The sequence below is a fragment of the Microcoleus sp. EPA2 genome (genome assembly GCA_020882975.1).
Classification (GTDB): domain Bacteria; phylum Cyanobacteriota; class Cyanobacteriia; order Cyanobacteriales; family Microcoleaceae; genus Microcoleus.
The window spans coordinates 107,068-132,232 of the sequence record JAHRFD010000016.1 but is presented as its reverse complement, the minus strand read 5'-3'; the positions used below and the strand labels follow the sequence as shown (position 1 = coordinate 132,232).

The window sequence follows — 25,165 nt, the reverse complement described above, 5'->3', positions numbered from 1 at the left end:
TTTATGGAGTCCTAGTTATTTTGCGGTTTCTGTCGGTGGTGCACCCCTAGATGTGCTGAAGGAGTATATTAAGAATCAAGAAAAGCCGTCCTAAAAGGACGGGGCTTGTATCCCATTTTCTTGGTCAGGTGGTTTTTTCAACTATTTTCAAGAGCACAGGAAAGTAGAGCGCCTTAACAATTGTAACAATTACCTCCGATAAATCTCATCAATTATATCTCTTTGAGCCAATTTTTAATAGCACTTTATCAGTTAGATTGATTTTGGATCGTACTATGATTACAATAGATTTTTATCAAAAACAATCTGAAGGTCAGGCAGGATGCGAACCCCACAGGATTTTTGGGAGAGGTCAAATAATGAGATGATTGAATGGTCGATCGACTCTCGCAACCCCCTGGGAATAGACATCTGCTAAAAAGACCGTCAAGAACAGACATCCTGCCTGTCCCACAATAATTATGCCAGAGGTCTAAGGAACATCAGCTCAAACAGCCCATGCAGTTGCTGGAAATTATGGCGATCGACAATCATCTTCCTAGCTTACTTAATCGATGAAAAAAAACTCTAGTGACTATACCTATTATTATACAAATAATCGTCCCAGATATCATCACGCTTATTTGCTATCCCCCCTTTTGGAAATGCTGGTAAAACTGCAAGCTACCAGCCCGAAAAAACTCCGAATTTTAGATCTAGGCTGCGGCAATGGTAGCTTGAGTAACGTCATTGCAGAGCAAGGCTATGAAGTTGTTGGTGTTGATAATTCTGCACCAGGCATAGCAATTGCTCGTGAAAGTTTCCCGGAGTGTCAGTTTATCCAAGCAGATATTTACGCTCTCCCGGAAGTCGAGCTACTGTATTCCTTTGATGTTGTCCTCGCCATTGAAGTAATCGAACATTTACTTTATCCAAAAGAACTGGCAAAAGCTGCAAAAAAATGCCTTAAACCAGGAGGAACGCTAATTATTTCCACTCCCTATCATGGTTATTTGAAAAATTTAATATTAGCAATTACCGGAAAAATGGATACTCATTTTACTGTGCTTTGGGATAATGGTCATATCAAGTTTTTTTCCGTTAAAACTCTGTCGAAGGTATTAGAGATTGAAAAATATACGGATATTGATTTTAGATTTGCTGGTAGGTTTCCCTATCTTTGGAAATCCATGTTATGCTCTAGCAAATCGACAACTCACATCCAGTAATTTAGTAGTTAAAGATGCTCTAACAACTAAAATATCATGGGGGTAGTTAAATTCAAAAAAATACAGGAGTCAAAACACCTCAGAATAATTGGGATTTTATTTTTTTTGAAAAGTCTCAATAAGACGGAAAAAACAAACTAAACAAATCAAAAATCAAAAAATAAAATGACTGTTGGTATTTGGATATTAGGCGATCAACTTTGGCACAATCAAGCTGCTCTCGCCAGCACACTTAATCTGAAAGAATTCCCCAAAATTATCTTAATTGAATCTTGGCAACAGGTTCTTGAACGTTGCTATCATCGACAGAAGTTAGTTTTAATTTGGTCGGCGATGCGGCATTTTGCGGGAGAATTACGGGACAGTGGCTATCAAGTTACTTATGCGAAAGCTGCGGATTTTGAAACTCCTTTGAAAGTTTGGATTGAAACTGATAATATCACTGAATTGCGGGTGATGACACCGAGCGATCGACCTTTTTTACAAAAAATCCAAAACTTGCAACTTCCCTGCCAAATTACTTTAATTGCTAACAACCAATTTTTGTGGAGTGAAGCAGAATTTAAAGATTGGGCATCCAGCCGGAAACGCCTGTTAATGGAAGATTTTTATCGAGTTAGTCGCCAGCGTTTCCAAGTTTTAATAGATGGAAAGAAACCAGTAGGGGGTAAGTGGAATTTTGACAAAGAAAATCGCCAGCCACCAAAAGGTAAACTGAATACACCGCCAGCTATTTGGTTTGAGCCGGATGAAATAACTCAAGCAGCGATCGCCGAAGTTAAGGCTCTATCTTGCCCAACTTATGGAGATGTGGAACCTTTTCGCTGGGGCGTGACGCGAGAGCAAGCTTTGCAAGTGTTAAATAATTTTATCACCCAAAGTCTCCCCACCTTTGGCCCTTATCAAGATGCGATGGTAACGGGGGAGGAAACTATGTGGCATTCGCTGATTTCTCCTTATTTGAATATTGGCTTACTGCATCCTTTAGAAGTTATTAAAGCGGCGGAAACAGCCTACTTCGACAATGACTTAAATTTAAACAGCGTTGAGGGTTTTATCCGCCAAATTCTCGGCTGGCGAGAATACATTCGGGGTGTTTATTTTGATGTGGATGCTGATTATTTTCAGAAGAATTGGTTCAACCATACTCAGCCGCTGCCGGAGTTTTTTTGGGATGCTAGCAAAACTGATATGAACTGTTTGCATCAAGTTTTAAGTCAAGTCGAAAGCAGTGGTTACGCGCATCACATCCAGCGATTGATGATTTTGGGCAATTTTGGCCTAATTGCTGGCATCTCGCCACAGGAGCTGGAAAACTGGTTCCACAGTGCATTTATTGATGCCTACGACTGGGTAATGCAGACAAATGTGTTGGGTATGAGTTTGTTTGCGGATGGGGGTGTGTTGGCGTCGAAACCCTATGCTGCGTCTGCAAACTATATCAATAAGATGAGCGATTATTGTCGGGGCTGTAAGTACGATCGCACGGTGCGATCGGCTGAAAATGCCTGTCCCTTCAATTTTTTCTACTGGGACTTCCTGGCGCGCCACCGGGAAAAATTGCAGTCGATCGGGCGCATGAGCTTTATTTTAGCCAATCTCGACAAAATGTCCTCCGCAGAGCTGGAAATTATTACCCAAAAAGCCCATGAATGGCATTTAGTTATGGGTTAATGAATGTGTGAACAAAGCTTTGGAGTACGGTGGTAATGATAATATCACAGTTATTGCGATCGCTCATGCTCTGGAAAATCAGGAAAATCGGGTTTTGGCATAGCCCTAGCGGTAGAATATCAATTTTGGTTGCACCGTCAGGTGATATTGACTGTTAATCTTCCACCTGATTCTGCAACTGCAAATGATATAAAATGGTGTATGGAATCCATCGCACTTTGATGAAAAAAATCCTCTGGTTATTTACTTTATATCTCATTCCCGTCCTTGTATTAATCGGATTTGTTGCGAATTTTAGCGTTAACGTTCCCATTGATGACGAGTGGAGGTTGGCTAGTTTTTTTGCAAAAATAGCTGGGGGAAAAGTAACTTTTAACGATGTTTGGGCTTTGCACAGCAACCACCGGATAGTTTTCCCCAAAATCATGATGGCTATGCTGGCTTTTTTGTCCAGATGGAATATTAATTATCCGCTGTGTCTCAGTATTGGTTTGGCTATCCTCACTTTTCTGGCTATTTACAAGTTATCCGCCATGCAGATTCAGAATGGCGGCGATGATTTGTGGCATTTAGCTAATATTTTAACTTGTATTTTGCTCTGTTCCCTAGTTCAGCATGAAAACTGGCTGTGGGGATTTCAACTCGCTTGGTTTTTAGTCAATTTTTGTTTCATCGCTGCGGTTTATTGTCTGATTTTACCAAAAAAAATATCGGCTAGTATTCAAATATCCCTGGCTGCTTTATTCTGCTTGATTGCTAGTTTTTCTCTGGCTCAAGGTTTGCTTTCTTGGTTGGCCGCAATTCCGGCGGTGGTAGCTTTAGAAGGAACTGTGGCACAGAAAAGAAAAAGACTTATTGTCTGGATGTTGCTGTTTGTGGCCACTTGTGGTATTTACTCAATTGATTATCATCCTAGTCGGAAAACCAATATTTTTGCGTTACTGCATCAGCCCCTTGTGGTAATTGATTATTTTTTGAGTTTGTTGGGTTCCCCAATTGTTCGTTTGTCTGGTATTTCCGCATTGGTGGGATTGATAATATTGGCAAGCTTCATATTTTTGGGATGGCATTTTGCCAAAAATATGAGACAGCATCATGACGCAGTACCTTGGTTGTCCATCGGTTTGTTTTCGGTTGTTTCGGCTCTGTTTATTACGGTGGGTAGGGCGCAATTTGGGGCAATTCAGGCACTGGAATCGTCGCGATATACGACGAATTCGATTTTGTTGCTAGTTGCTTTGGTTCAGCTTGGGCAATTGTTGGTGCGAGATAGTATGGCTAGTTTAAATCGCCGATATACACTTGTTTATCGGGTGTTAGCTTGCTTGTTAATAGGGATAATTATTATTAATTCGGGACAGGCTGTAGCCCAATCTCAAGCTGCACTTGCTTACAAACAAGGTGGTAAAGATTGTTTGGAGTTGATTAATTATCTCGAACCGTCAAAATTTTTCCAAGATTCACCGGAAAGTTGTTTGAGGGTGCTGAGCAAAAAAACTTGGTTGGTCAGAGAAGGGGCGTTAGTTATTGATAAAATAGGTTGGCGAAATTCTGCTAAAAATGTAGAATTTGTTGCTAATCCTGAGAAAGTTTACGGCTATTTTGATCGAGGACAAATCGGCGATAAATCCTTGACAATAAACAAAAATAATGCTATGAAAGCTACGGGATGGGCTGTGTTACCAGCAGATTTGCCACAGCCTAATATTATCCTGTTATCTGTCGGGGATAAACAATCTTTTTTTGCTAATGCTTATGTCAACTTAGACAGTGGTGATATTGCTCAGACTTTGAAGTCTCAGGTTTACAGGAATGCTAGATGGGCTGTGGAGTTGTCGGGTGATAATTTGCCGATCGCCCAAACGGAAATCAAAGCTTGGGTGTATAATCCTGTGGACAACCAATTTGTCAAGTTGCGCGGTGGCGCTAGGGTAAAAGTGGAGGATGAGGAGTGAAAATTTCAGTGATTATACCAGCTCACAACGAGGAGGGCTGTTTAGAAGCTACTGTGCGGGCGATCGCCCATACGCTCGATTTAGAAGCCATTGAGCACGAAATTCTGATTGTGAATGACAATAGTGTCGATCGCACCCTGAATATTTGCCAAGAATTATCAGAGACTTTTCCCACAGTTAGATACATCAACAATCAACCACCCAACGGTTTCGGATTTGCTGTGCGGCGGGGATTGGCGGAATTTGAGGGCGATGCTGTCGCCATTGTGATGGCGGATGCTTCCGACGATCCGAGGGATTTAGTAGCAGGATATCGCCAATTACAAGCAGGATATGACTGCGTTTTTGGTTCCCGATTTATCAAAGGTGGCTTTGTCTTAGACTATCCAATTCACAAACTAGCCATTAACCGCTTAGCAAATTGGTTTGTCAAAACTATTTTCGGCTTACGCTACAACGATGTCACCAATGCTTTTAAGATTTACCGCAAAGAAGTGATTGAGGGAGTACAGCCAATTTTGAGCCATCACTTCAATTTAACGGTAGAACTTCCCCTCAAAGCAATTGTGAGGGGTTTTTCCTATGATGTAATTCCTCTAAGATGGTACAATCGGACTGCCGGTATTTCTAAGTTGAAAATCAAAGAGATGGGCAGTCGGTATTTATTTATTGTACTCTATGTCTGGCTAGAAAAACATCTTTCTCGTGGTGACTATCACCGTAGTGAATTAAGGACTAAAGTCCTGACTACCAACGAAATTTTGTAAAGCGAATGTTTGAAAGAGTTTTGATTGTTGGAGGTGCGGGTTTCATAGGCAGTTGCTTGGCAATTGGCCTCAAGAAACTGCACCCGGAATGGCAGATAATTTGTTTAGATAACCTGCGCCGCCGGGGTTCAGAATTGAATTTACCTCGGCTAAAAAGTTCCGGGATTGAGTTTGTGTATGGAGATATTCGGTGTGCCGCTGATTTAGATCCGGTGGCGCTGAATGTAGACTGCATTATCGATTGTGCCGCGGAACCTTCGGTGCTGGCGGGTTTTAGTTCACCTCAGTATGTTTTGCAGACGAATTTACTGGGTACTGTGAATATTTTGGAGTTGGCGAGACAAACGGGAGCAAGTTTATTGTTTTTGTCTACGAGTCGAGTTTACCCGATCGCCACTGTCAAGTCTATCAAATTATTGGAGTCGGAGTCCAGATTTGCGATCGCCCCAAATCAAACCATACCTGGAATATCCGAATTAGGCATTTCTGAAGACTTCCCTCTCAAAGGAAATCGCTCCCTTTACGGAGCAACTAAATTAGCCTCAGAATTGCTGATTGAAGAATACAGAGCAGCTTACAATGTACCAGCAATTATTAACCGCTGCGGGTTAATTACCGGTGCTTGGCAAATGGGGAAAGTAGATCAGGGAGTATGCGGTTTGTGGGTAGCTGCCCACTATTTTCAAAAGTCACTCAATTATATCGGTTTCGGCGGCAGTGGCAAACAAGTTAGGGATTTACTACACGTTGAAGACTTGTTGCGGTTAGTTAATTATCAGTTACAAAATTTTGCTGAATTAGACGGTGAAGTCTTTAATGTTGGAGGTGGTTGCCGCCACAGTCTTTCTTTAATTGAAACAACAGATTTGTGCCAAGAAATTACGGGAAAATCCATTCCCATTCATCCTGTTTTGGAGGAAAGAGCGGGGGATATTCCCATTTTTATTACTGATTCTTCTAGGGTAATGGAACGCACTGGATGGCAACCTAGGATTAGCCCCGAAGCTGCTTTGCAAGATATTTATGAATGGATTGTTGCTAATGAAATTGTGTTGAGTTCGATTTTTTAGGGGATTTTTTGACCGCCGATTATCTCGTTATATTGTTGACGGTTGTATTGGAATGATTTAACCGCGAAGGCGCTAAGGACGCGAAGGAAGAGAAGAGAGAGTTTAATACAGGACGATGAAGAGAGGATTTTATATTACCCGCGATACTGAATGCGATAAATCCGGTTATTTGCCTCCTCAGTAAACAGCAAACTCCCATCAGGCAATACTAGCAAACCAACGGGGCGCCCCCAGGTTTTCGGTACTGACGGCTCGGTGAGAAAACCTGTCAGAAAGTCCTCATAATAACCTTGGGGACGGGAATTGGCATTGAAAGGTACAAACACGATTTTGTAACCCGTTCCAGCGTTGCGGTTCCAACTGCCACGAAATGCGACAAATGCTCCATTCCGGTACTTTTTGGGAAAGGTTTTGCCGTCATAAAATTGCAGTCCTAATGCGGCTGAATGTGCTTGAAATAGTACATCTGGTGTCAGTGTTTTCGCCACTAAATCTGGCCGCTCGCTGCTGCCATTCTTGACGTGGCGCGGGTCGAGCAGATTCGGCTTAAAATAAGCAAAGGGCCAGCCGTAGAACTGGTCTTGACGAATTCTGGTCAAGTAATCTGGCACCAAATCATCTCCCAAGCCGTCGCGTTCGTTGACTGTGGCGTAAAGTTGCCCGCTGGAAGGGTGAAAATCTAATCCTACGGGATTGCGTAAGCCAGAGGCAAAAGTTTGCTGATTTTTTCCATCCAAATTCATCACCTGTACAGATGCCCTTGGTAGGGGTTCAGTATCCGCATTTGACTGGGAACCAACTGATACATAAAGTTTCTTACCATCCGGCGACATCACAACATTCCGCGTCCAATGTTGGTTGTAGCCACCACCAGGTAAATTGGCTATTTTTTGACCTGTTCCCGTGAGTTTTTGTTGTCCGTTTGTGTAAGGAAATCTGCGAACTTCTGCCGTATTTCCTAGGAAGAAATAGCCTTGACCAAAGGCCATCCCAAAGGGAATGTTTAGCCCATTTTCTGCCTGAGCAAAAGTCTGGTTAACTTCCGCAACTCCGTCGCCGTTGGTATCCCGGAGCAGGGTAATCCGATTCTGTCGCGTTTCGGTGACTAAAACATCGCCTGTGGGTGTCAAGGCTAGCCATCGGGGAGCATCCAGGTTTTCTGCAAAAACGTTGACGACAAAGCCCGCAGGGACTCGCAGCACTGGCGATGGGGGTGGGGGTATGACTTGAGGGGGTTTGGAGGCGCTGTCGGTAGCAAAAGGCTGAGGTAAGTTTCCAGGGCTGATGCGGATGGGTTGTGGTGATAGCGCCTTGGTGGGTATGCTCTGACTGGTTGCAGAATTGGTGTTTGCTTGGGAGGGAATTTGGGACAGGGGGCTGGTGGTCAAAATCCCAGGAGCTTGAGCATCTGTAGCTGATGAACACGCCACCACCGGGAGCAGTAAAATTAACAGTAAGAAACCCAGGTTATACATAGCAGCAATTTCTCAATCAATACTCGAAAATCCTATTATCACTGAAGAACCCCCGGCAAACCCCTGCCTTTAGACATGGGCTTGAGCTTCATGGCCCTGTATTAAACTCTCTCTTCTCGAACTTCGCGTCCTTAGCGCCTTCGCGGTTAAATCATTCCCATACAACCGCAATTGATATCACACTTCGGCTGCCCTAGAAGCCAGATGGCAATTCCGAGGAAACAGCGAAGCCACCGTTTAGGGCGGTGGCTTAATTCTGTCTACAAACGTAACTCTACCAAAGTCCTCTTACGGGACGTGGGGCTGGACGGGGAGCTGGAGGGGGTACTGGACGGGGAGGAGCTGAGGGTTGGACGCGGGGAGCGGGACGAGCTGGTTGAATTGGGGCTGGTTCTGGAGCCGGTGGCGCTTCTACGCGGGGAGTCGTGGTGGTAGCAACTGGTGAAGCTATCACTTTATACTTGGAGAGGACCATGATATTTTCTACCTGAGAGCCTCGGAACATGGCTTTTACTTTCATTCCTGGTACGAGGCCGGTAATTTTCAGGACGCATTTTTGAATCCTCAGAGTCCTGTATCGCTCATTTTCGGGGCTAATCGTGATGATGTCGCCGACAATACTTTTGACAATACCTGTGATGCTTTCTGTGGTAGTTGTTCTGGTGCTCTGGGTTTGGGCGATGAGAGTTGCAGGGTTAGCCATCGCTGGATGCACTGATAATGCTGAAACTACCACCGACAGGGTGGCACTGGTCAATAATTTGATGTTCTGAAGACGCATTGAAACCTCACATTAATTGCTATTTGGGGTTGGGTGTGCTTTCGCTGTGCGAAAGTCCCCACCTGTAGACCTAATCCAGTTTAATCCCCCCGGTAGTAAATTTTTGAGAATTTCAAAAAAGATTATAATTGAGCTGGTTGGGCATAATTTGAGATCTAAAGTTCGTGGCCACTGCTGATGAGGAGTTTAGCAAAAAACAACATGGTGAACAGCAAATCTTTGTTGAGTAAGTTAATTCTGTTGAGTTTGAGTGTGGTCGCGCTTTCTGTTGCAGAAGCTAGGGCTAATTTTAATCATAGTGCGATCGCCTCGGAGTCACCAACATCCCAGGTGAAATTGCCCAATATCGCCATACCAGAATTACCGGCATTGCCAGAAGCATCTCGCTATATTCCCCAGGAACCAAAACCTCCGGTAAATCCGATTGAGGAAGTGCGCTTGGTGCTAAGATTGCGAGAACGCCGCGTCTATGTTTACCGACAAAATAAGGTGCAAGCCAGCTTCCCCGTGGCTGTGGGAAAAGGTGGCTGGGAAACTCCTACGGGCAATTTTAAAGTTTTGCAAATGATCAAAGATCCTGTTTGGGAACATCCTTGGACTGGGGAACTTGTTCCTGCGGGGGTGGACAATCCTTTGGGGAGTAGGTGGATTGGGTTTTGGACTGATGGTAAGAATGTGATTGGTTTTCATGGTACTCCTAATCCAGAGTCGATCGGGCGGGCGGCTTCTCATGGTTGTGTGAGAATGTTTGATAAAGACGCCCAGGCTTTATTTGAGAAGGTAGAAGTGGGAACGCCGGTGATTGTTGAGAATTAGACATCTCTAAAAAAGCCTGTCTTGAACCGACAGGATTTTTTAGAGATATTTAATTTACGATCGCATCGCCTGTTTTTGCTCAGCCTTCAAATCCCGATTACTAGCAGCAGCCAACTCCGCATCCAACAGCGTCTTACCAGTCGCCGCCAAATACACATCATCCAAACTCGGCCGAGATTGAGCAATCCCAAAAATAGGCAATCCCAGATCTTTTAAAGCTTGCTGAATTGTCACCAGCGCCTCGCTGTGGGGTGTTACTACTAAATTCAGAGAATTTCCTTGAGCCTCGTTGACAATTACTTCTTGCACAAAAGGCAAAGATTCCATCACTGTTTTGGCTGTTTCGGCTTCTTCGATGGGCGAAAACTCCCGAATCCGCAAAGTCACCCGATCGCCCCCAACCCGATTTTTCAACTCCAGAGGTGTCCCCTCAGCAATCACCGTCCCTTTGTCAATAATCGCCACGCGATCGGCCAAAGCATCAACTTCTTCGAGATAATGACTGGTAATCAAAACCGTAGTCCCTTCCTCCCGCAAGCGACGCAGGAAATCCCACACTACCACCCGACTTTCAATATCGAGCCCGACAGTCGGTTCGTCCAACACCAAAACATCCGGCTGGTGTAGCAATCCCGCAGCCAAATCCAAACGCTTGCGAATCCCGCCGGAATAAGTACCCGTCTTTTTATGTTCCCACTCCTCCAAACCCAGGAGTTTGACCATTTTATCAATCCGCCCTTTAATGGTAGGGCGCGGCAAATGGTAAAGCGCTGCTTGCAGTTGCAGGAGTTCCCTGCCCGTCAACACCTTATCCAGAGCCACTTCTTGAGCCACATAGCCCAGTCTCTGTCTGGCAATTCTCGGCTGACTGACAGCCGAAATACCAGACACTTCTATACGGCCGCTATCTGGCGCTGTCAAAGTACAAAGTACGCGCAGGGTGGTGGTTTTGCCAGCACCGTTGGGGCCTAGCAAACCAAATATTTCCCCCTGTTCTACCTTGAAGGAAACATCTTTAACGGCTTCTACATTGCCGTAGCGTTTCTGAAGATTTTCAATTAAAACGGCGGGAGCCATATATTTTGGGGATTAGATTAACTTCTTTTTAATATTTTGACACTTTTGCGCTCAAATTGCCGGAATGTTTGGCTCTGGAACCCTTGAAAATTTTCACAAAACAACCCTGGGTATAAATAGGTGGTTTTCCCTCGCGATCGTACTAGCACAATAGCCTTCTCTTCACCACTGGGTAAAATTTTATTTCTTGAATTTTGGCGGGATTTTTTTATGTTATTTTAGAGTATGTTTATTTGGTTTGATACCGCTGATTTGATTAAAATTTCGGTTAATTCGAGCGGAGTTTGTCCCCTAGCTTTATTTTTTTTTATTACAGTGTTTTTTTTGAAAAAATTCTCTTTTTGTCTGATGATTTTTTGAGTTATGAATGAACTCCCACAATATTAATTTTTCAATTGTAGTCGAAGTAAATATGCACCCACTGCTTGTTATTTCAAAATAATCTCTATCTTAAGGCTGATGTCATCGAGGGCGATTGTCCTCCATAAGTAGCTATCTCCAAAGAGAAGTCAAAAAAATTAACTTTTCTACAAAAGATGGCGATGCCATAAATTTCAGTCTACGCAAACTCCTAGGTCTAATTCTGCTAGAACAGTAAGACCGTAGCGACTTAATCGATAATCTTCACCCAGCCGCGGCGCACATTGTAGAGGAGTCTGTTAATGATGGCATACTCATCTTCGTTGAGCGTTCTTTCTAAAAGTACGGATCTAAGTTGTCTCCGGTCGTGGCGAGTAACGACGCTGGAGAACATCACTTGACCAAACAACTCTTCGAGTGTCATTTGAGATACTGTCATGGTATTAAGGCTTTGAATTGATTTAAGCATGGAAATATTCCCAATACTCAGTTTAATTCTATTATGCTGTGTTTGACTTGAGATTGACGTGATCCTAAACATTGACAAAGTGTGATTTTTGCGCTAATAGTCTGTGACCAATACATTGACAGTAAGTGACTTGAATCTGGAAATTAGGTGATGGCGGTCACTGTTTTCCCACAACAGGGAACAGGGAAGAGGAGAATGGGAGCGATCGCACCTTTAAACTTTCTTAGTTAGCAGTTCTTAGCCCTGGCAAATTCTCCCTCTCATCACTCTTTCAGGGTACTTAACCTGATGTTCCAGACATCGGATTTTCCGGCTCATGAAGACATCGCTCCATGGTAGCAACTACCGACTCAGCCAAATCCTTCAGGGCGTAACCTCCTTCCAAACCAAAGAGGATACGTCTGGTCAGTTGCAGACAATATCCCGTGAAAGTAGCATAGTCTGAGGGTGTCAGGTTCATACTTGCCAAGGGATCGGCCGCAGTCGCGTCGTAGCCGGCGCTGACAATCAACAAATCCGGCTCAAATTTTGACAAAAACGGCATAACTTGAGATTCAAAAGCCGCAAGGTATTCCCCCATGCCGCCACCGGGATACAAGGGAATATTCAGTACGTTGTCGTAGGCCCCGCGCTCATCAGCTTCTCCGGTTCCTGGATAGCAGGGAGATTGATGGAGAGAACAGTAGGCAATTTGTCGGCAGTTTTCCACCAAAGATTGAGTGCCGTTACCGTGGTGGACGTCCCAGTCGAGGATGGCGACGCGGTTAATTCCCTCCTGTTTGAGGGCGTAATTGGCGGCGATCGCAGCATTGGAAAACAAGCAAAATCCCATCGCCCGGTCTCTCTCAGCATGGTGTCCAGGTGGCCTGGCCAGAACAAAAGCCGGTTCGCCCCCAGCCCACACTCGATCGACCCCATCCAACCAAGCACTCACAGCCAGCATCGCCACATCGTAACTTTCCGCAGAAATCGGCGTATCTCCATCGAGGTAGCCACCTCCCCGATGAGCCAGATGTTCCACTTCCCTGATGTATCCTAGGGCGTGAACTTTTTTGATCTCCGATAACAATTTCTGCTCGTGGCCGGAGACTGGCGTCGGCAATTGCCATTCAATTTGAGCCGCCCAGGGAGCAGCTTTCAGAGCATTGACGATCGCCGTTAAACGTTCTGGTCGCTCTGGGTGAAGCATTCCAGTCTTGTGCAGTAAAAAATCGTCGGAATAGATGACGGGTAGCATCAGCAGATTTTTGGTTTTTGATTTGAGATTTCAGATTTTAGACTATTTTTTCGTGTTCACAAAGCAGCCAGTTTTATTACACAACAATTCTCTTAATTTTTCTGGCTATTTTCCCATATTCTCTAAGGCTAATTGTGATATAATTTCAATAGTAATTTGCACTATTTGGCAACTCTACTGAATCCAAACCGATTTTATCGCATTTTTTGGATTTATAGCGGTCAAATTAAAATTTTTAACGGAGTTTTTTAACCTATGAGCACCTCTGAGTCGCGGATAATCCCGACGGATCTGGGTAATGAAATGTCCCGATCGTACTTGGAATACGCCATGAGCGTAATTGTCGGTCGGGCACTACCAGATGCTAGGGACGGTCTCAAGCCCGTTCACCGACGCATTCTCTACGCCATGAACGAATTGGGCTTGACACCCGATCGACCCTTCCGCAAGTGCGCCCGCGTCGTGGGGGAGGTGCTGGGTAAGTATCACCCCCACGGAGACACCGCAGTTTATGATGCCTTGGTGCGGATGGCTCAAGATTTCTCCATGCGGGAACGCCTCATCAACGGTCACGGCAATTTCGGATCGGTAGACAACGACCCCGCCGCCGCCATGCGTTACACCGAGTGTCGCCTCACCGCGCTGACTCACGACGCCATGCTGCGCGATATTGACTGCGAAACAGTGGATTTCGGGGACAACTTCGACGGTTCCCAGCAAGAACCCCTGGTACTCCCAGCCCGGATTCCCCAAATTTTGCTCAACGGTTCATCAGGAATTGCCGTCGGAATGGCTACCAACATTCCGCCGCACAATTTAGGCGAAATCATTGACGGTTTGGTAGCCCTGATTCACAATCCAGAAATTACCGACCTGGAATTGATGCAATACATCCCCGGCCCGGACTTTCCCACCGGAGGCCAAATTTTAGGGAAAGCCACCATTCGGGAAGCCTACACCACCGGCCGCGGTTCCATCACCATGCGGGGAGTCGCCAGCATTGAAACCATCGAACACCCCGGCCGCCCAGACAAAGAAGCAATTATTATCACCGAACTGCCTTACCAAACAAACAAGGCGGCCCTAATTGAAAAAATTGCCGAACTGGTAAACGACAAAAAATTAGAGGGAATTTCTGACATTCGCGACGAAAGCGACAGAGAGGGAATGCGCGTTGTCATCGAACTCAAACGCGATGCCTATCCCCGCGTCGTCCTCAACAACCTCTACAAACAAACACCACTCCAATCCAATTTTGGAGCCAATATGTTAGCGCTAGTACATGGGGAACCCCAACTACTTTCGCTCTCCCAATTCCTGAATGTCTTCCTAGACTTCCGCATTGAGACCATTACTCGTCGGACTCAATACGAACTCCGCAAAGCAGAAGAACGCGACCATCTCCTGCAAGGCTTGTTAATAGCTCTCGAAAACTTAGATAGCATTATTCAGCTAATTCGTCGCGCTCCTGACTCCGCAGCAGCCAAACAAGAATTGATGGATAACTACGGTCTTTCCGAGCAGCAATCCGACGCCATCTTGCAAATGCAACTGCGACGTTTGACAGCCTTAGAAGCGCAAAAAATTCAACAAGAACACGAAGAACTGCGGGCGAAAATTTCTGACTTGGAAGATATTCTAGCAAGACGGGAACGGATTCTAGAAATCGCCGAAGTCGAAGCAGTCGAAATCAAAACCAAAATAGCCACTCCACGGCGCACAGTCATCGAACACGCCGAAGGAGAAATCGATGAAAGAGATCTCATTGCTAACGAACAAGCAATCATTCTGATCACCGAACAAGGCTACATCAAACGGATGCCCGTCAGCACTTTCGAGGCCCAAAGTCGCGCTACTCGCGGCAAAGCAGGCACGAAAATGAAAGAAGATGACGGAGTAGAACATTTCCTTTCCTGTTGCGATCACGACAGCGTTTTGTTCTTCAGTGACAGAGGCGTAGTTTACTCTGTCAAAGCTTATCAAATCCCCGTCAGTTCTCGGACAGCGCGCGGAATGCCCGTGCTACAACTACTGCCGATTCCCATGGAAGAAAAAATCACTTCTATGGTGTCTGTCACAGAATTCAGTACCGAGGAATACTTGGTAATGCTAACTCGCAGTGGCTACATCAAAAAAACTGCCCTTTCCGCTTTTGCCAATATCCGAACAAACGGTTTAATCGCTATTTCTCTAGAAGAAGGCGACCAACTGCGGTGGGTACGGAGAGCAAAAGTTGGTGACAGCATTATCATCGGCACGCGGCAAGGCATGGCAATTCATTTCCGCACCAATCACGAACAGTTGCGACCTACTGGGCGCGCTACTAGGGGTGTAAAATCAATGAAATTGCGATCGGGCGATGAGTTGATTAGCATGGACATTTTGCCAAGTTCAATTGTTTCCGAAATTGCGGAATTGGCAACCGAAGAATCAGAATTTGAGGGGGCCAATATTGCTCAACTAGACACTGAAGAATCGGAATTTGAAGAGGCGAATGTGGCGGAAGTCGAAGAGGAAGAGTTAGAACAGCAAACTGAGGAAACTGAAGGGGAATTGGTCGAAGAAATTCCCACAGATAACAGCCTAGTTCCATCAGTTTTGGTAATTACCACCAATGGTTATGGGAAGCGGGTTCCTGTTTCTCAATTCCGCCTCCAAAGACGTGCTGGGAAAGGATTGACTGCTACTAAATTTAAGTCCAAAAAGGCTAAGGATCGGGTAGCCGCACTGCGAATTGTTAACGAAACCGATGAGTTGATGATTATTACCAACCGAGGAATTATCATCCGTCAGGCGGTGAGTGCAATTTCCACGCAATCTCGAACCGCAACGGGTGTGCGGGTGCAGCGCTTAGATGACGATGATTCCATCGTAGCTGTGGCTTTAGTGCCGCCTGCGGGTGAAGAGTCGATGGAAGATTCGGAATCTGAGGAAGCGACAGAAGAGTAAAGGTTAATTGTTCTGATGGTAACTGGTTCCCAGGCTCTTCCTGGGAACCAATGTCACTCTTGCTGTACCTCGATGGCGCTTGTTATATTGGAATGATTAAACCACAGAGAACACAGAGGACACAGAGAAAGATAAGAGAGAAATAATAATTCCGATGTCAACGGATTTGATATTACAAGTCTTCTGTCACAACTCAAAGATTTTTTTCGCTGAGGTAATGATGAATCAACTACAAGCAAAATTTATAACTGATAGCTGGGTTACAGCGACTTGGGATGAATATATAGAAATCCTAAAGCAGCAGCAGTACAAACAAGTAAAATGTTATTACTACAATGGACAGTTGAAAATTGAAATGGCAGCAGTAGGGCCGGATCATGCTGATGACAATGGAATCATCGTCATCTTAATCAATCTATTTGGGATGGCTAAAGGTATAAAAATGAGACTACTGGTTAACTGTAGCTACCGCAAAACCGATGTCAGAGAAGCTCAACCAGACGCTTCTTACTACATCGGAGAACGGGTACAATCTACACCTCGCGGGAGTTCAGTCGTGAATTTGGATAGCGCAGTTGCACCAGATTTGGCGATCGAAATTGCGGATAGCTCTCTGCTGGACGACTTGGGAACCAAAAGAATGCTTTATGAAGAATTAGGGGTGTCTGAATATTGGGTGGTAGACGTACAAAAAGCCCAAATTATTGCTTTTAAAATAATTGCTAACCGGGGAAGTGAACGCTTGACAGAATCTGAAGTTTTACCAGGACTAAAATTTGCTTTAATGGAAGAAGGCTTGCGACGCAGCCGCCAGACAGATCATACAGAGGTAGGTAGCTGGTTTTTTGACGAAGTTAGGCAATAAAAATATGAATAGGTTGGTAGTGAGGACTTCTGTCTTCTGCATTAGTTTCGCCCTAGCAGCAATCGAAATATCACCAACAATGGCCACAGTTGTGGGCGAGTCGATGATTGGTCAATACTTAGCACAAACCGCAGAAAATAGCAAGGTAAAACCCTTGACTGAATCAGAAATTTCCCAGCGCTTGCAAGCTTTGCCCAACTGGAAGAGAGAGGGTCAAACTATTAAATATACCCACGAATTTAAAAATTTTGTCCACGCTGTTAGTTTTGTGAATTGCCTGATTTCACCCTCAGAAAAAGCCGCCCACCATCCAGATATTTTAATTAGCTATAACCGGGTTACAATTAGTCTGACAACTCACGATGCAGGGGGGTTGACACGACAAGACTTCGAGCTTGCTGAGACTATCTCTAAATTAGTCAGCGAGTGGATGCCGGGAAATGTTTGTTTAGTCGTAGAAGGTTCTGGATAATGAATTTACTGCACCAAACCGCAAAATTTCAAGTAAAAAAGCTGTTTTTAATTTTATCAATTTGTTTTTTATCCGCGGAAAATAGCGCTTTTGGACAATCTATTACTCCCGCCAATGACGGCACGGGTACTACCGTCAACACCCAAGGAAATCGCATCGATATCGGCGGTGGTAAATTGTCTGGAGATGGGGCTAATCTTTTCCACAGTTTTCAGCAATTCGGATTAAGGGAAACTCAAACTGCTAATTTTTTATCTAATCCAGCTATTCACAATATTTTAGCGCGAATAGTGGGGGGAGATGCTTCAGTCATTAATGGTTTGATTCAAGTAACGGGGGGAAATTCCAATTTATTTTTGATGAATCCTGCGGGGATTGTTTTTGGTGCTAATGCTCAGCTCAACGTGCCTGCATCCTTTACTGCTACTACAGCTAACAGCATTGGTTTTGGGGAAAATGCGTTTAGGGCGATCGGCTCTAATAATTATGCTAATTTGGTAGGAACTCCCAGCAATTTTATTTTTTCAGCAATCGAACCTGCAAATATTGTTAATCGTGGAAATTTGGCTGTGAATCCGGGGGAAAGTTTAACTTTGCTCGGTGGCAATGTCATTAATATAGGTGAATTGTCGGCACCAGGAGGTAAAATTAACATTGTTTCAGTGCCGAATGAGAGTGTGGTGCGGATCGCTCAAACGGGACATTTACTGAGTTTAGAAGTAAGTATAGATGGGTTGAATCCCGATCCTAATCGGGGAAAAGATGATAACAACGTAAAGTCGGTGGTAAGTCTGCCTGAATTGCTGACAGGTAGAGGTCAAAAAACTAATGCTACAGGGGTTAATGTCAATAGCGACGGCACTGTAGAGTTGACGGATGCTAATATCAGAAACATTCCGGCAATTGGTTTGCCACAAAATAACCTAGAGGCACTTAAAATACCTATAATATTGCCGAATATTGGGAATTTCAATGGGGTTGCCAATGATAGTAAGGTGAGTATAATGCCTGTGGGGGGCGATCGCATTTTGGTCAATCCCAATATTAATGTTTCTGGAAATTCCCTATCTCCAAATTTGGGTGGTGCTAGTACCATCCTGAAAGTGGACAACTTGCCACCACCGGGAGCACCTCCCCAAGTTGGTTTGTTTAATAATATTAACCGCGACTATAATATTAATAGACCGATTAATCTTAACAGTCCACCACCGCCACCACCTAATAATATACAGTTATTTTCAACTCCCGGAATTGGTGGTAATCCGTCGCTACCAAAACCAGGCAATACCACTATGCCACCTCCAGGCTCGAAGGCTAATATTCCAGGGGGCAAAATGGAAATTCCCATCAGGGGGGCAAATCCTCCGGGGAATCTTGCTGCTATTTCTAACATCAATTACTTATTGTCTATCGAGCAAAATCGTGCCGATCGATATGTGGCTTATTTTGGCGATAGTCTGACTCATCAATCGATGGGGGCCGAAAATCTGCGGGAAAGTTTAGGGAAAATTGCCTCTCAAACCGGAAAGCGATCGGCAATTATTTATATTAATTTATTTGCCGATCGCTTAGAATTATTACTATTCATGCCCGATGGTTCGGCACTGCGAAAAACAGTCCCTGAAGCCGATCGCCAAACCATGCTAGCATTAGCCAAAGAATTCAGACAAGAAATATCCAATCCTCAGAAGCGGAATACCACCAGCTACAAAAAGTCGGCTCGGAAAATTTACGATTGGCTAATTGCACCTTTAGAAGCTGATTTGCAAACTCAAGGCATCAATACGCTGCTGTTTTCGCTGGATACAGGTTTGCGAAGTCTTCCTTTGGCTGCTCTTTACGACGGGAAAAAGTTCTTAGTCGAAAAATATTCCCTCAGTCAGATTCCCACAATTTCCCTCACGGATACTCGCTATCAATCGCTGAAAAATGCCTCGGTTTTGGCCATGGGAGCCGCCCAATTTACTAAGCTATCTCCCCTGCCAGCAGTCCCTGTGGAATTAGCGAATATTGCAGATTTGTGGCCTGGTAAATCTTTTTTAAACGAGCAATTTACCCTAACAAATTTGCAATCCCAACGCAGTCAAAAGCCTTATCAAATTATTCATTTAGCGACTCACGGGGAATTTCAACCCGGTGCAGCCAGCGATTCTTTTATTCAACTTTGGGACTCGAAGTTGCAATTAAATCAACTGCGGCAGTTAGGATGGAATAATCCGCCAGTCGAGTTATTGGTGCTTTCTGCTTGTCGCACCGCCTTGGGAGATGAACAAACGGAATTGGGTTTTGCGGGTTTGGCATTTCAAGCGGGAGTTAAGTCAGCTTTGGCAAGTTTGTGGTATGTTTCAGATGAAGGTACTTTGGCTTTGATGAGTGAGTTTTATCAGCAATTGAAAACCGCTCCAATTAAAGCAGAAGCCCTCAGACAAGCACAGATTGCAATGCTGAGGGGTGATGTCCGTATTGAGCAGGGGGTATTGCGGGGATTGTCTGCTGTATCCTTGGCTCAGGGAACGAGGGCTGGTACGTCGCTGCCTGCGGAATTGGCAAATATGGGCGATCGCAATCTGGCTCATCCCTATTATTGGGCGGCTTTCACAATGATTGGCAGTCCTTGGTAAAGGTTATTGGTTATTGGTTATTGGTAAATTGTTATTGGTTATTAGTTGTTGGTTATTAGGACTTAAAACTAACTCATGACTTCTTCTATAGCAATCCTTGCAGGAGTCGTAATTTTTTTACCCCACCCCAACCCTCCCCTTAGCAAGGGGAGGGAGTAAGAAATTCACAAATGATTTAGGATTGCTATATATTGATTGTAACTATCAGTTTGGGAAATAAGCAAAGTGGCGATATTTAATAAACAGATATTTGAAAATATCGCGGTTCGGATTCCTAAGAATTTAGGATGGGCGATCGCACTTTTGGGCGGTATTGTGATGGGATTGACAACCGCGCCAGTAAATGCTTGGCTGTTGGCTTGGTTCGCCTTAGTTCCCCTCTGGGTTTTGGTTGTAGATTACCAACAGCCAAAAGCAGAAATAAACAAACCAAAATTCCTTTTTATTCCCTCTTCCTTTTTCCTTCTTCCTTTACTCTGGGGAATTGGTTATCACGGCTTAGCTTTGTCTTGGATTATGGGAATTCATCCTATGACTTGGTTGGGGGTTCCGTGGTGGCCTAGTTTAGCGATCGCACTTTTTTGTTGGGCATTCATCACTCTTTGGGGAGCCGCCTTAGTTGCTGTTTGGACATGGCTATTTGTAACTTTCAACTCTCTGTCTCTACCCGGAAAAAATTCTATTCTTCACTCCCCCCCTTTACAAGGGGGGGCTGGGGGGGGTAACTCCAAATTCTCATCCTTAATTCGTGTTTTAATTGGCACGGCATTATGGTGTGCTTTAGAAAGTTTTTGGAGTCAAGGTTCGCTGTGGTGGACATCACTATCCTATACCCAAAGCCCCCACAATTTAGCAATTTTGCACCTCGGTCAACTCTCTGGACCGAGTGCCGTAACGGCGGCAATTGTAGCAGTAAATGGGTTAATTGCTGAAGCTTGGATGGAAGGAAGAAGAACCCCCCCCTACCCCCCCCTAGGGGGGAAAGAAGAAGAAACCGCCTTCGGGGGAAGCAAGAATAACTCCCCCCTGCCCCCCCCAAGGGGAGAAAAAAGAGAGAAGAATTGGATTGCTTATTTTTTACCTGGAATTTTGTGTTTAACTTTGCATATTGTAGGGTGGAGTTTATATAATCGCCCCTTAATTCAAGAGGCGGGAACGGCATTAAAAATAGGCATTATTCAAGGTAATATTCCGAACGAGATTAAGTTTGACTCCCAGGGCTGGCGTCGAGCCTTGGAAGGTTACACGGCGGGATACAAACAGTTAGCAGATAGAGGCGTGGATGTTGTGCTAACTCCTGAGACGGCTTTACCTTTTTTCTGGACAAATGAGTATCAGCGTTCTACTCTGTCTTTTTATCAAGCAATTCTCGATCGCGGTGTTCTGGCTTTGGTGGGAGGCTTTGGACAGGAGGGGGATGGTATGACTAATAGCTTATTGGCGATCGACAAAACCGGAGAAATCCTCAGCCGCTACGATAAAAATAAACTCGTGCCTTTAGGCGAATATATCCCCTTTTATGAAATTTTAGGCGGGATTATTAATCGGCTTTCTCCCTTAGATGCTCATTTAATACCGGGAAATTCTCAGCAACTGTTTGAGACGCCTTTTGGCCGCGCCATTGTCGGTATTTGTTACGATTCAGCCTTTGCGGAAATTTTCCGATATCAGGCGGCGAAGGGGGGCGAATTTATGCTGACAGCATCCAACAATGCCCACTACAAACCGCCGATGTTGGCGCAACATCATGCCCTCGATGTGATGCGGGCTATTGAAACTGATAGATGGGCGGCTATTGCTACGAATACGGGTTATTCTGCTTTTGTAAATCCTCGTGGCGAGACGGTGTGGATGTCGGGAATTAATACTTATGAAGTCCAAGATGCTACTATTTATCGGAGGCAAACTCAGACTTTGTATGTACGCTGGGGCGATTGGTTGATGCCTGTATTGTTAGTTTTGGCTGGATTGGCGAGGTTTGTTATCAGAATTAAGTAGAACCTATCCAACCCAACACAAATGCAACCGCAAACGAGAGCGTTATACTACTTTTCTACATGATTATGAACGCTGGGAGACAAAGTAATTAAATCTTCCATATTGCGGTGCATCGTGGCACAAATATTATCCAAGGGTAAATCATTAGTATCGTGACCAAAAGGATTCTCGATTTCAATTCCAATTTCTTCAATTCCGAACAAAGTAAAACTAATTAAAGCCACCACAAAACCTGTACCCCAACTTAAATCTTTGACCATTTGAAAGGGCAGCGCCAAGCAATAAAGCAACAATAACTGTTTCAAATGAATCGCGTAGGCCAGAGGGATAGGGGTTTTCAAAATTCGCTCGCAGGCTCCTAATGTATCGATCATAGAGTTAAGTAGCTGATTCAGAGCAGTTAACTGGTAGACATCGAGGCAATTGCGATCGTACTGTCGATTCAAATAATCCCCAATCCAAAAGGCAACTTCTATGGGAGGATTGTTCATAGACTTGAGCTTTTGATATTTCGATGGGGACATTAGATGCTCCAATTCTGAATTGACAGATTCTTGTCGTAGATGCAATTTCAGCGCCACAGCAAAGGCAATTAACAGGCGCAAAGCTGCTTTTTTGTCTAGGAAATCTTGCTGGTCTTTCTCGTCTATTGATACCCATATTTGACGTGCTAAATTGCGGACATTGTTAACTAAATTACCCCATAATTTGCGACCTTCCCAAAATCTTTCGTAAGCTGTATTTGTTCTAAATACTAACAGCAATCCGAGGACAATACTCGGTACAATGCTAGACAACATTGGCAAGGATACTGGCAAATTCAAAAAATGTAGGATTGAAATAAACACCCCAAATATTCCGCAGAGTAAAACACGGGGTAAAATTGAGGGAATGACAGACCCCCGCAACTTTAATGCAGTTTTAAACCACGGTCGTTTTTCAGCAGTCATCTAAATATCCTCTTTAGCTCAAATCAAGAATCAAGCACTGTACGGGCTGTGTAAATGCTTGCTAGACCTCATTTTTGCCTCCCAGGGGAGTGGGAGAATATAGCATCTAGGCAAACAGTCTTTGAATTTTACCAAAAGACTCATCTTTAGGACAATTTTCTAATTTAAAATTTAAAATTGATTAATTTCGGTACTTAAATTAGCTAATATTAGCTATGTATATTTAAACGCAATTTTCCGTGGCAGATTTACCCACTTCTAATTCCTCGCATCTGCATCGGTTGCCGAACCAACGGTGGCAAATCTATGCGCCTCAACCACAGCAAGCGGAACAGTTTGCCAGAAAAATCGGCTTGTCACCACTGTTGGCCCAGGTACTGATTAATCGGGGCATCGATACACTGACAGAAGTGCAAGGATTTGTAGAGCCGGAATCTCTGGTTTTGCCACAGCCAATGGATGAGTTTCCTGATTTGGCGGTGAGTGTGAAATTGTTGCGAGAAGCAATTGCCAAAGGAAACAAGATTGCGATTTGTGGGGATTATGATGCTGATGGGATGACGAGCACGGCTTTGTTGCTGCGAGCTCTGAGGGCTCTGGGGGCGAAGGTGGATTATGCGATTCCGAGTCGGATGCGGGAAGGTTATGGGATTAACGATCGCATTGTAGAAGAATTTCACTCCGAAGGTGTGGCTCTAATTCTGACTGTAGATAACGGCATTGCCGCTTTGGGGCCAGTGAAAAGAGCGCGAGAACTTGGCGTACAAGTAATTATTACAGACCATCACGATTTGCCACCACAACTACCGCCGGCGGATGCGATTCTGAATCCGAAATTAATTGCTGAATCTTCGCCTTATCGCGGTTTAGCTGGGGTTGGTGTGGCTTATGTTTTGGCAATTAGTTTGGCTCAGAGTTTGCAGAAAGTTGGCGGGTTGGTGAATCCGCTGCTGGAGTTATTTACTTTGGGAACTATTGCGGATTTAGCACCTTTGACTGGGGTGAATCGTCGCTGGGTGAAGCGGGGTTTGCGGCTGTTGCCTCACTCGCAATTGGCGGGGATTCAGGCTTTGATTCAGGTGGCAGGGGTGCAGCCTGGAAGTGCCGAAACTCCTTTGATTCCTAATTTTAAACTCAAGGGCGGGCACGGGGGCACCGCCCCTACAACTCAAAATTCCTTAAAACCTGAAGATATTGGTTTTAGACTTGGACCGAGGATTAATGCTGTGGGTAGGCTGGCAGACCCTCAAATTGTGATAGAGTTGTTGACTACGGACGATCGCGATTTGGCTCTCAAAAGGGCGATGGAGTGCGAACAAATCAATCAGCGCCGCCAGGAGTTGTGTCAGGAAATTGAAGAGGAAGCTATCGCTTGGTGCGAGGAAAGTTCGCTGAATTTGCAGCAGGAACGGGTTTTGGTTGTGGTAAGGCCTGGTTGGCATCACGGGGTGATTGGGATTGTGGCTTCTCGGTTGGTGGAGCGTTATGGTGTGCCGGTGTTTATTGGTACTTTTGAGGGCGGGCACGGGGGCACCGCTGAGGGCGGGCACGGGGGCACCGCCCCTACGGATGCGCCCTCTCAAATTGTGCGGGGTTCGGCGAGGGGAATTCCTGAGTTTAATGTATTTGACGGGCTGAATTTTTGCGCGGATTTATTAACTAAATTTGGTGGACACAAAGCAGCGGGCGGTTTTTCTATGCCTGCGGAGAATCTGGCTAAATTCCGCAGTCAACTTGCAGTTTTTGCTAATCAATGTTTGCAGCCAGAACATCTCAAGCCACTGGTTTCTGTTGATGTGCAAGCGGATTTATCTGAGATTAATCTGGAGCTTTATCGACAAATTGATGCTCTGGAACCTTGCGGGATTGAAAATAAGGCTCCTGTGTTTTGGACACCGAATGTTTGTATAACTGAACAGAAAATTGTTGGGAAAGGAAATCATCTGAAACTAACTGCCAGTCAAACTGGAAAAGTATCAGCAAGTTTACAGGGGATTGCTTGGCGTTGGGGTGAATATTTTCCTTTGCCTGGGTTGGTTGATATTGCTTACCGCTTGCGGGAAAATTCTTTTAATGGCAAGGTATCGGTGCAGTTAGAGTTGTTGGGAGTTCGACTGGCTACTGGTGAGGCTGATTTTCGGCCGTTGGTTTCGGGGAAGGCTGAGTTTGATTTTGCCGATCGCACTTATGCTTGTAGTTTATCTCGATCGGGCGATCGGACTGAGTTGAGAATTCGCAACTCCGTCGGGCAGGTGTTAGCGGTTTCGCCGGGAAAAACGACTGGTTTGTTGGGTAATAGCCGGGAAAATGCTAGGGAAATCGATCTGTCTAAACCTTTCTTTTACAGCTTGATTCAAGCTGCTAAAAATGCCCTGGGGATTTGAAAATGGGCAATTGGCGATCGAATTTTGAGAAATCTGA

Annotated in this window: 19 protein-coding genes; 13 read left to right on the top strand and 6 right to left on the bottom strand. The window is 44.8% G+C overall.

Translation table 11 applies throughout. The features are described from left to right. The 6 genes from AAFP14_RS15905 to AAFP14_RS15880 form a co-directional block, all read left to right on the top strand. Window positions 1-94: transposase (locus AAFP14_RS15905; protein WP_341732211.1), on the top strand; the 94-nt coding region annotated here is incomplete at its 5' end. Window positions 95-554: 460 nt separating this feature from the next. Next, on the top strand, window positions 555-1,208 hold the full coding sequence (locus tag AAFP14_RS15900) for a class I SAM-dependent methyltransferase (protein WP_341733222.1): 654 nt from the start codon (window positions 555-557) through the stop codon (window positions 1,206-1,208). A 165-nt stretch (window positions 1,209-1,373) separates the two neighbouring features. Beyond that, window positions 1,374-2,882 (top strand): cryptochrome/photolyase family protein, encoded by a 1,509-nt coding sequence (locus tag AAFP14_RS15895; RefSeq protein ID WP_341733221.1) that lies wholly within the window; start codon window positions 1,374-1,376, stop codon window positions 2,880-2,882. 194 nt (window positions 2,883-3,076) lie between these two features. Beyond that, entirely contained in the window at window positions 3,077-4,837 is a 1,761-nt protein-coding gene (locus tag AAFP14_RS15890) for a hypothetical protein (RefSeq protein ID WP_341733220.1), read from the top strand. Next, complete coding sequence (locus tag AAFP14_RS15885; RefSeq protein ID WP_341733219.1) at window positions 4,834-5,604, top strand: glycosyltransferase family 2 protein; 771 nt, start codon at window positions 4,834-4,836, stop codon at window positions 5,602-5,604. The genes AAFP14_RS15890 and AAFP14_RS15885 overlap by 4 nt, the downstream gene beginning before the upstream one ends. Window positions 5,605-5,609: 5 nt before the next feature. After that, window positions 5,610-6,674, top strand: coding sequence for an NAD-dependent epimerase/dehydratase family protein (locus tag AAFP14_RS15880; RefSeq protein WP_341733218.1), 1,065 nt, complete (start codon window positions 5,610-5,612; stop codon window positions 6,672-6,674). Window positions 6,675-6,808: 134 nt separating this feature from the next. Here the strand turns inward: AAFP14_RS15880 and AAFP14_RS15875 are convergent, their stop codons facing one another. Both AAFP14_RS15875 and AAFP14_RS15870 read right to left on the bottom strand, forming a co-directional pair. After that, window positions 6,809-8,149, bottom strand: a complete 1,341-nt coding sequence (locus tag AAFP14_RS15875) for a PQQ-dependent sugar dehydrogenase (RefSeq protein ID WP_341733217.1) — start codon at window positions 8,147-8,149, stop codon at window positions 6,809-6,811. Window positions 8,150-8,423: 274 nt separating this feature from the next. Then, window positions 8,424-8,930: an autotransporter gene (locus AAFP14_RS15870; RefSeq protein ID WP_341733216.1), complete on the bottom strand. Its 507-nt coding sequence runs from the start codon at window positions 8,928-8,930 to the stop codon at window positions 8,424-8,426. A gap of 201 nt (window positions 8,931-9,131) precedes the next feature. On the opposite strand from AAFP14_RS15870, the gene AAFP14_RS15865 reads away from it, so the two are divergent. Continuing rightward, on the top strand, window positions 9,132-9,746 hold the full coding sequence (locus AAFP14_RS15865) for a L,D-transpeptidase (protein WP_341733215.1): 615 nt from the start codon (window positions 9,132-9,134) through the stop codon (window positions 9,744-9,746). Window positions 9,747-9,800: 54 nt separating this feature from the next. Here AAFP14_RS15865 and AAFP14_RS15860 read toward each other — a convergent pair whose 3' ends face one another. From AAFP14_RS15860 to AAFP14_RS15850, 3 genes are all read right to left on the bottom strand, one after another. Next, window positions 9,801-10,823: an ABC transporter ATP-binding protein gene (locus AAFP14_RS15860; protein WP_341733214.1), complete on the bottom strand. Its 1,023-nt coding sequence runs from the start codon at window positions 10,821-10,823 to the stop codon at window positions 9,801-9,803. A 610-nt stretch (window positions 10,824-11,433) separates the two neighbouring features. Next, window positions 11,434-11,622, bottom strand: a complete 189-nt coding sequence (locus AAFP14_RS15855; RefSeq protein WP_341733213.1) for a hypothetical protein — start codon at window positions 11,620-11,622, stop codon at window positions 11,434-11,436. Window positions 11,623-11,932: 310 nt separating this feature from the next. After that, window positions 11,933-12,889 (bottom strand): histone deacetylase family protein, encoded by a 957-nt coding sequence (locus tag AAFP14_RS15850; protein ID WP_341733212.1) that lies wholly within the window; start codon window positions 12,887-12,889, stop codon window positions 11,933-11,935. 255 nt (window positions 12,890-13,144) lie between these two features. Here AAFP14_RS15850 and gyrA point away from each other — a divergent pair, with 255 nt between their 5' ends. The 5 genes from gyrA (at window position 13,145) to lnt (ending at window position 21,794) form a co-directional block, all read left to right on the top strand. Further along, window positions 13,145-15,838, top strand: a complete 2,694-nt coding sequence (gyrA, locus tag AAFP14_RS15845) for a DNA gyrase subunit A (protein WP_341733211.1) — start codon at window positions 13,145-13,147, stop codon at window positions 15,836-15,838. Between the two features lie 217 nt (window positions 15,839-16,055). Continuing rightward, window positions 16,056-16,703 (top strand): Uma2 family endonuclease, encoded by a 648-nt coding sequence (locus tag AAFP14_RS15840; protein WP_341733210.1) that lies wholly within the window; start codon window positions 16,056-16,058, stop codon window positions 16,701-16,703. A gap of 4 nt (window positions 16,704-16,707) precedes the next feature. Beyond that, window positions 16,708-17,175 carry a 4a-hydroxytetrahydrobiopterin dehydratase gene (locus tag AAFP14_RS15835; protein WP_472851058.1) on the top strand — a complete coding sequence of 156 codons (468 nt, stop codon included), beginning with the start codon at window positions 16,708-16,710 and terminating at the stop codon, window positions 17,173-17,175. Then, window positions 17,175-19,796: a CHAT domain-containing protein gene (locus tag AAFP14_RS15830; RefSeq protein WP_341733209.1), complete on the top strand. Its 2,622-nt coding sequence runs from the start codon at window positions 17,175-17,177 to the stop codon at window positions 19,794-19,796. The genes AAFP14_RS15835 and AAFP14_RS15830 overlap by 1 nt, the downstream gene beginning before the upstream one ends. A gap of 225 nt (window positions 19,797-20,021) precedes the next feature. Then, window positions 20,022-21,794 (top strand): apolipoprotein N-acyltransferase, encoded by a 1,773-nt coding sequence (lnt, locus tag AAFP14_RS15825; RefSeq protein ID WP_341733208.1) that lies wholly within the window; start codon window positions 20,022-20,024, stop codon window positions 21,792-21,794. Window positions 21,795-21,841: 47 nt separating this feature from the next. Here the strand turns inward: lnt and AAFP14_RS15820 are convergent, their stop codons facing one another. After that, complete coding sequence (locus tag AAFP14_RS15820) at window positions 21,842-22,744, bottom strand: bestrophin family protein (RefSeq protein WP_341733207.1); 903 nt, start codon at window positions 22,742-22,744, stop codon at window positions 21,842-21,844. Window positions 22,745-22,983: 239 nt separating this feature from the next. Here AAFP14_RS15820 and AAFP14_RS15815 point away from each other — a divergent pair, with 239 nt between their 5' ends. Continuing rightward, window positions 22,984-25,128: a single-stranded-DNA-specific exonuclease RecJ gene (locus tag AAFP14_RS15815; RefSeq protein WP_341733206.1), complete on the top strand. Its 2,145-nt coding sequence runs from the start codon at window positions 22,984-22,986 to the stop codon at window positions 25,126-25,128. The last annotated feature ends 37 nt before the right edge of the window (window positions 25,129-25,165 follow it).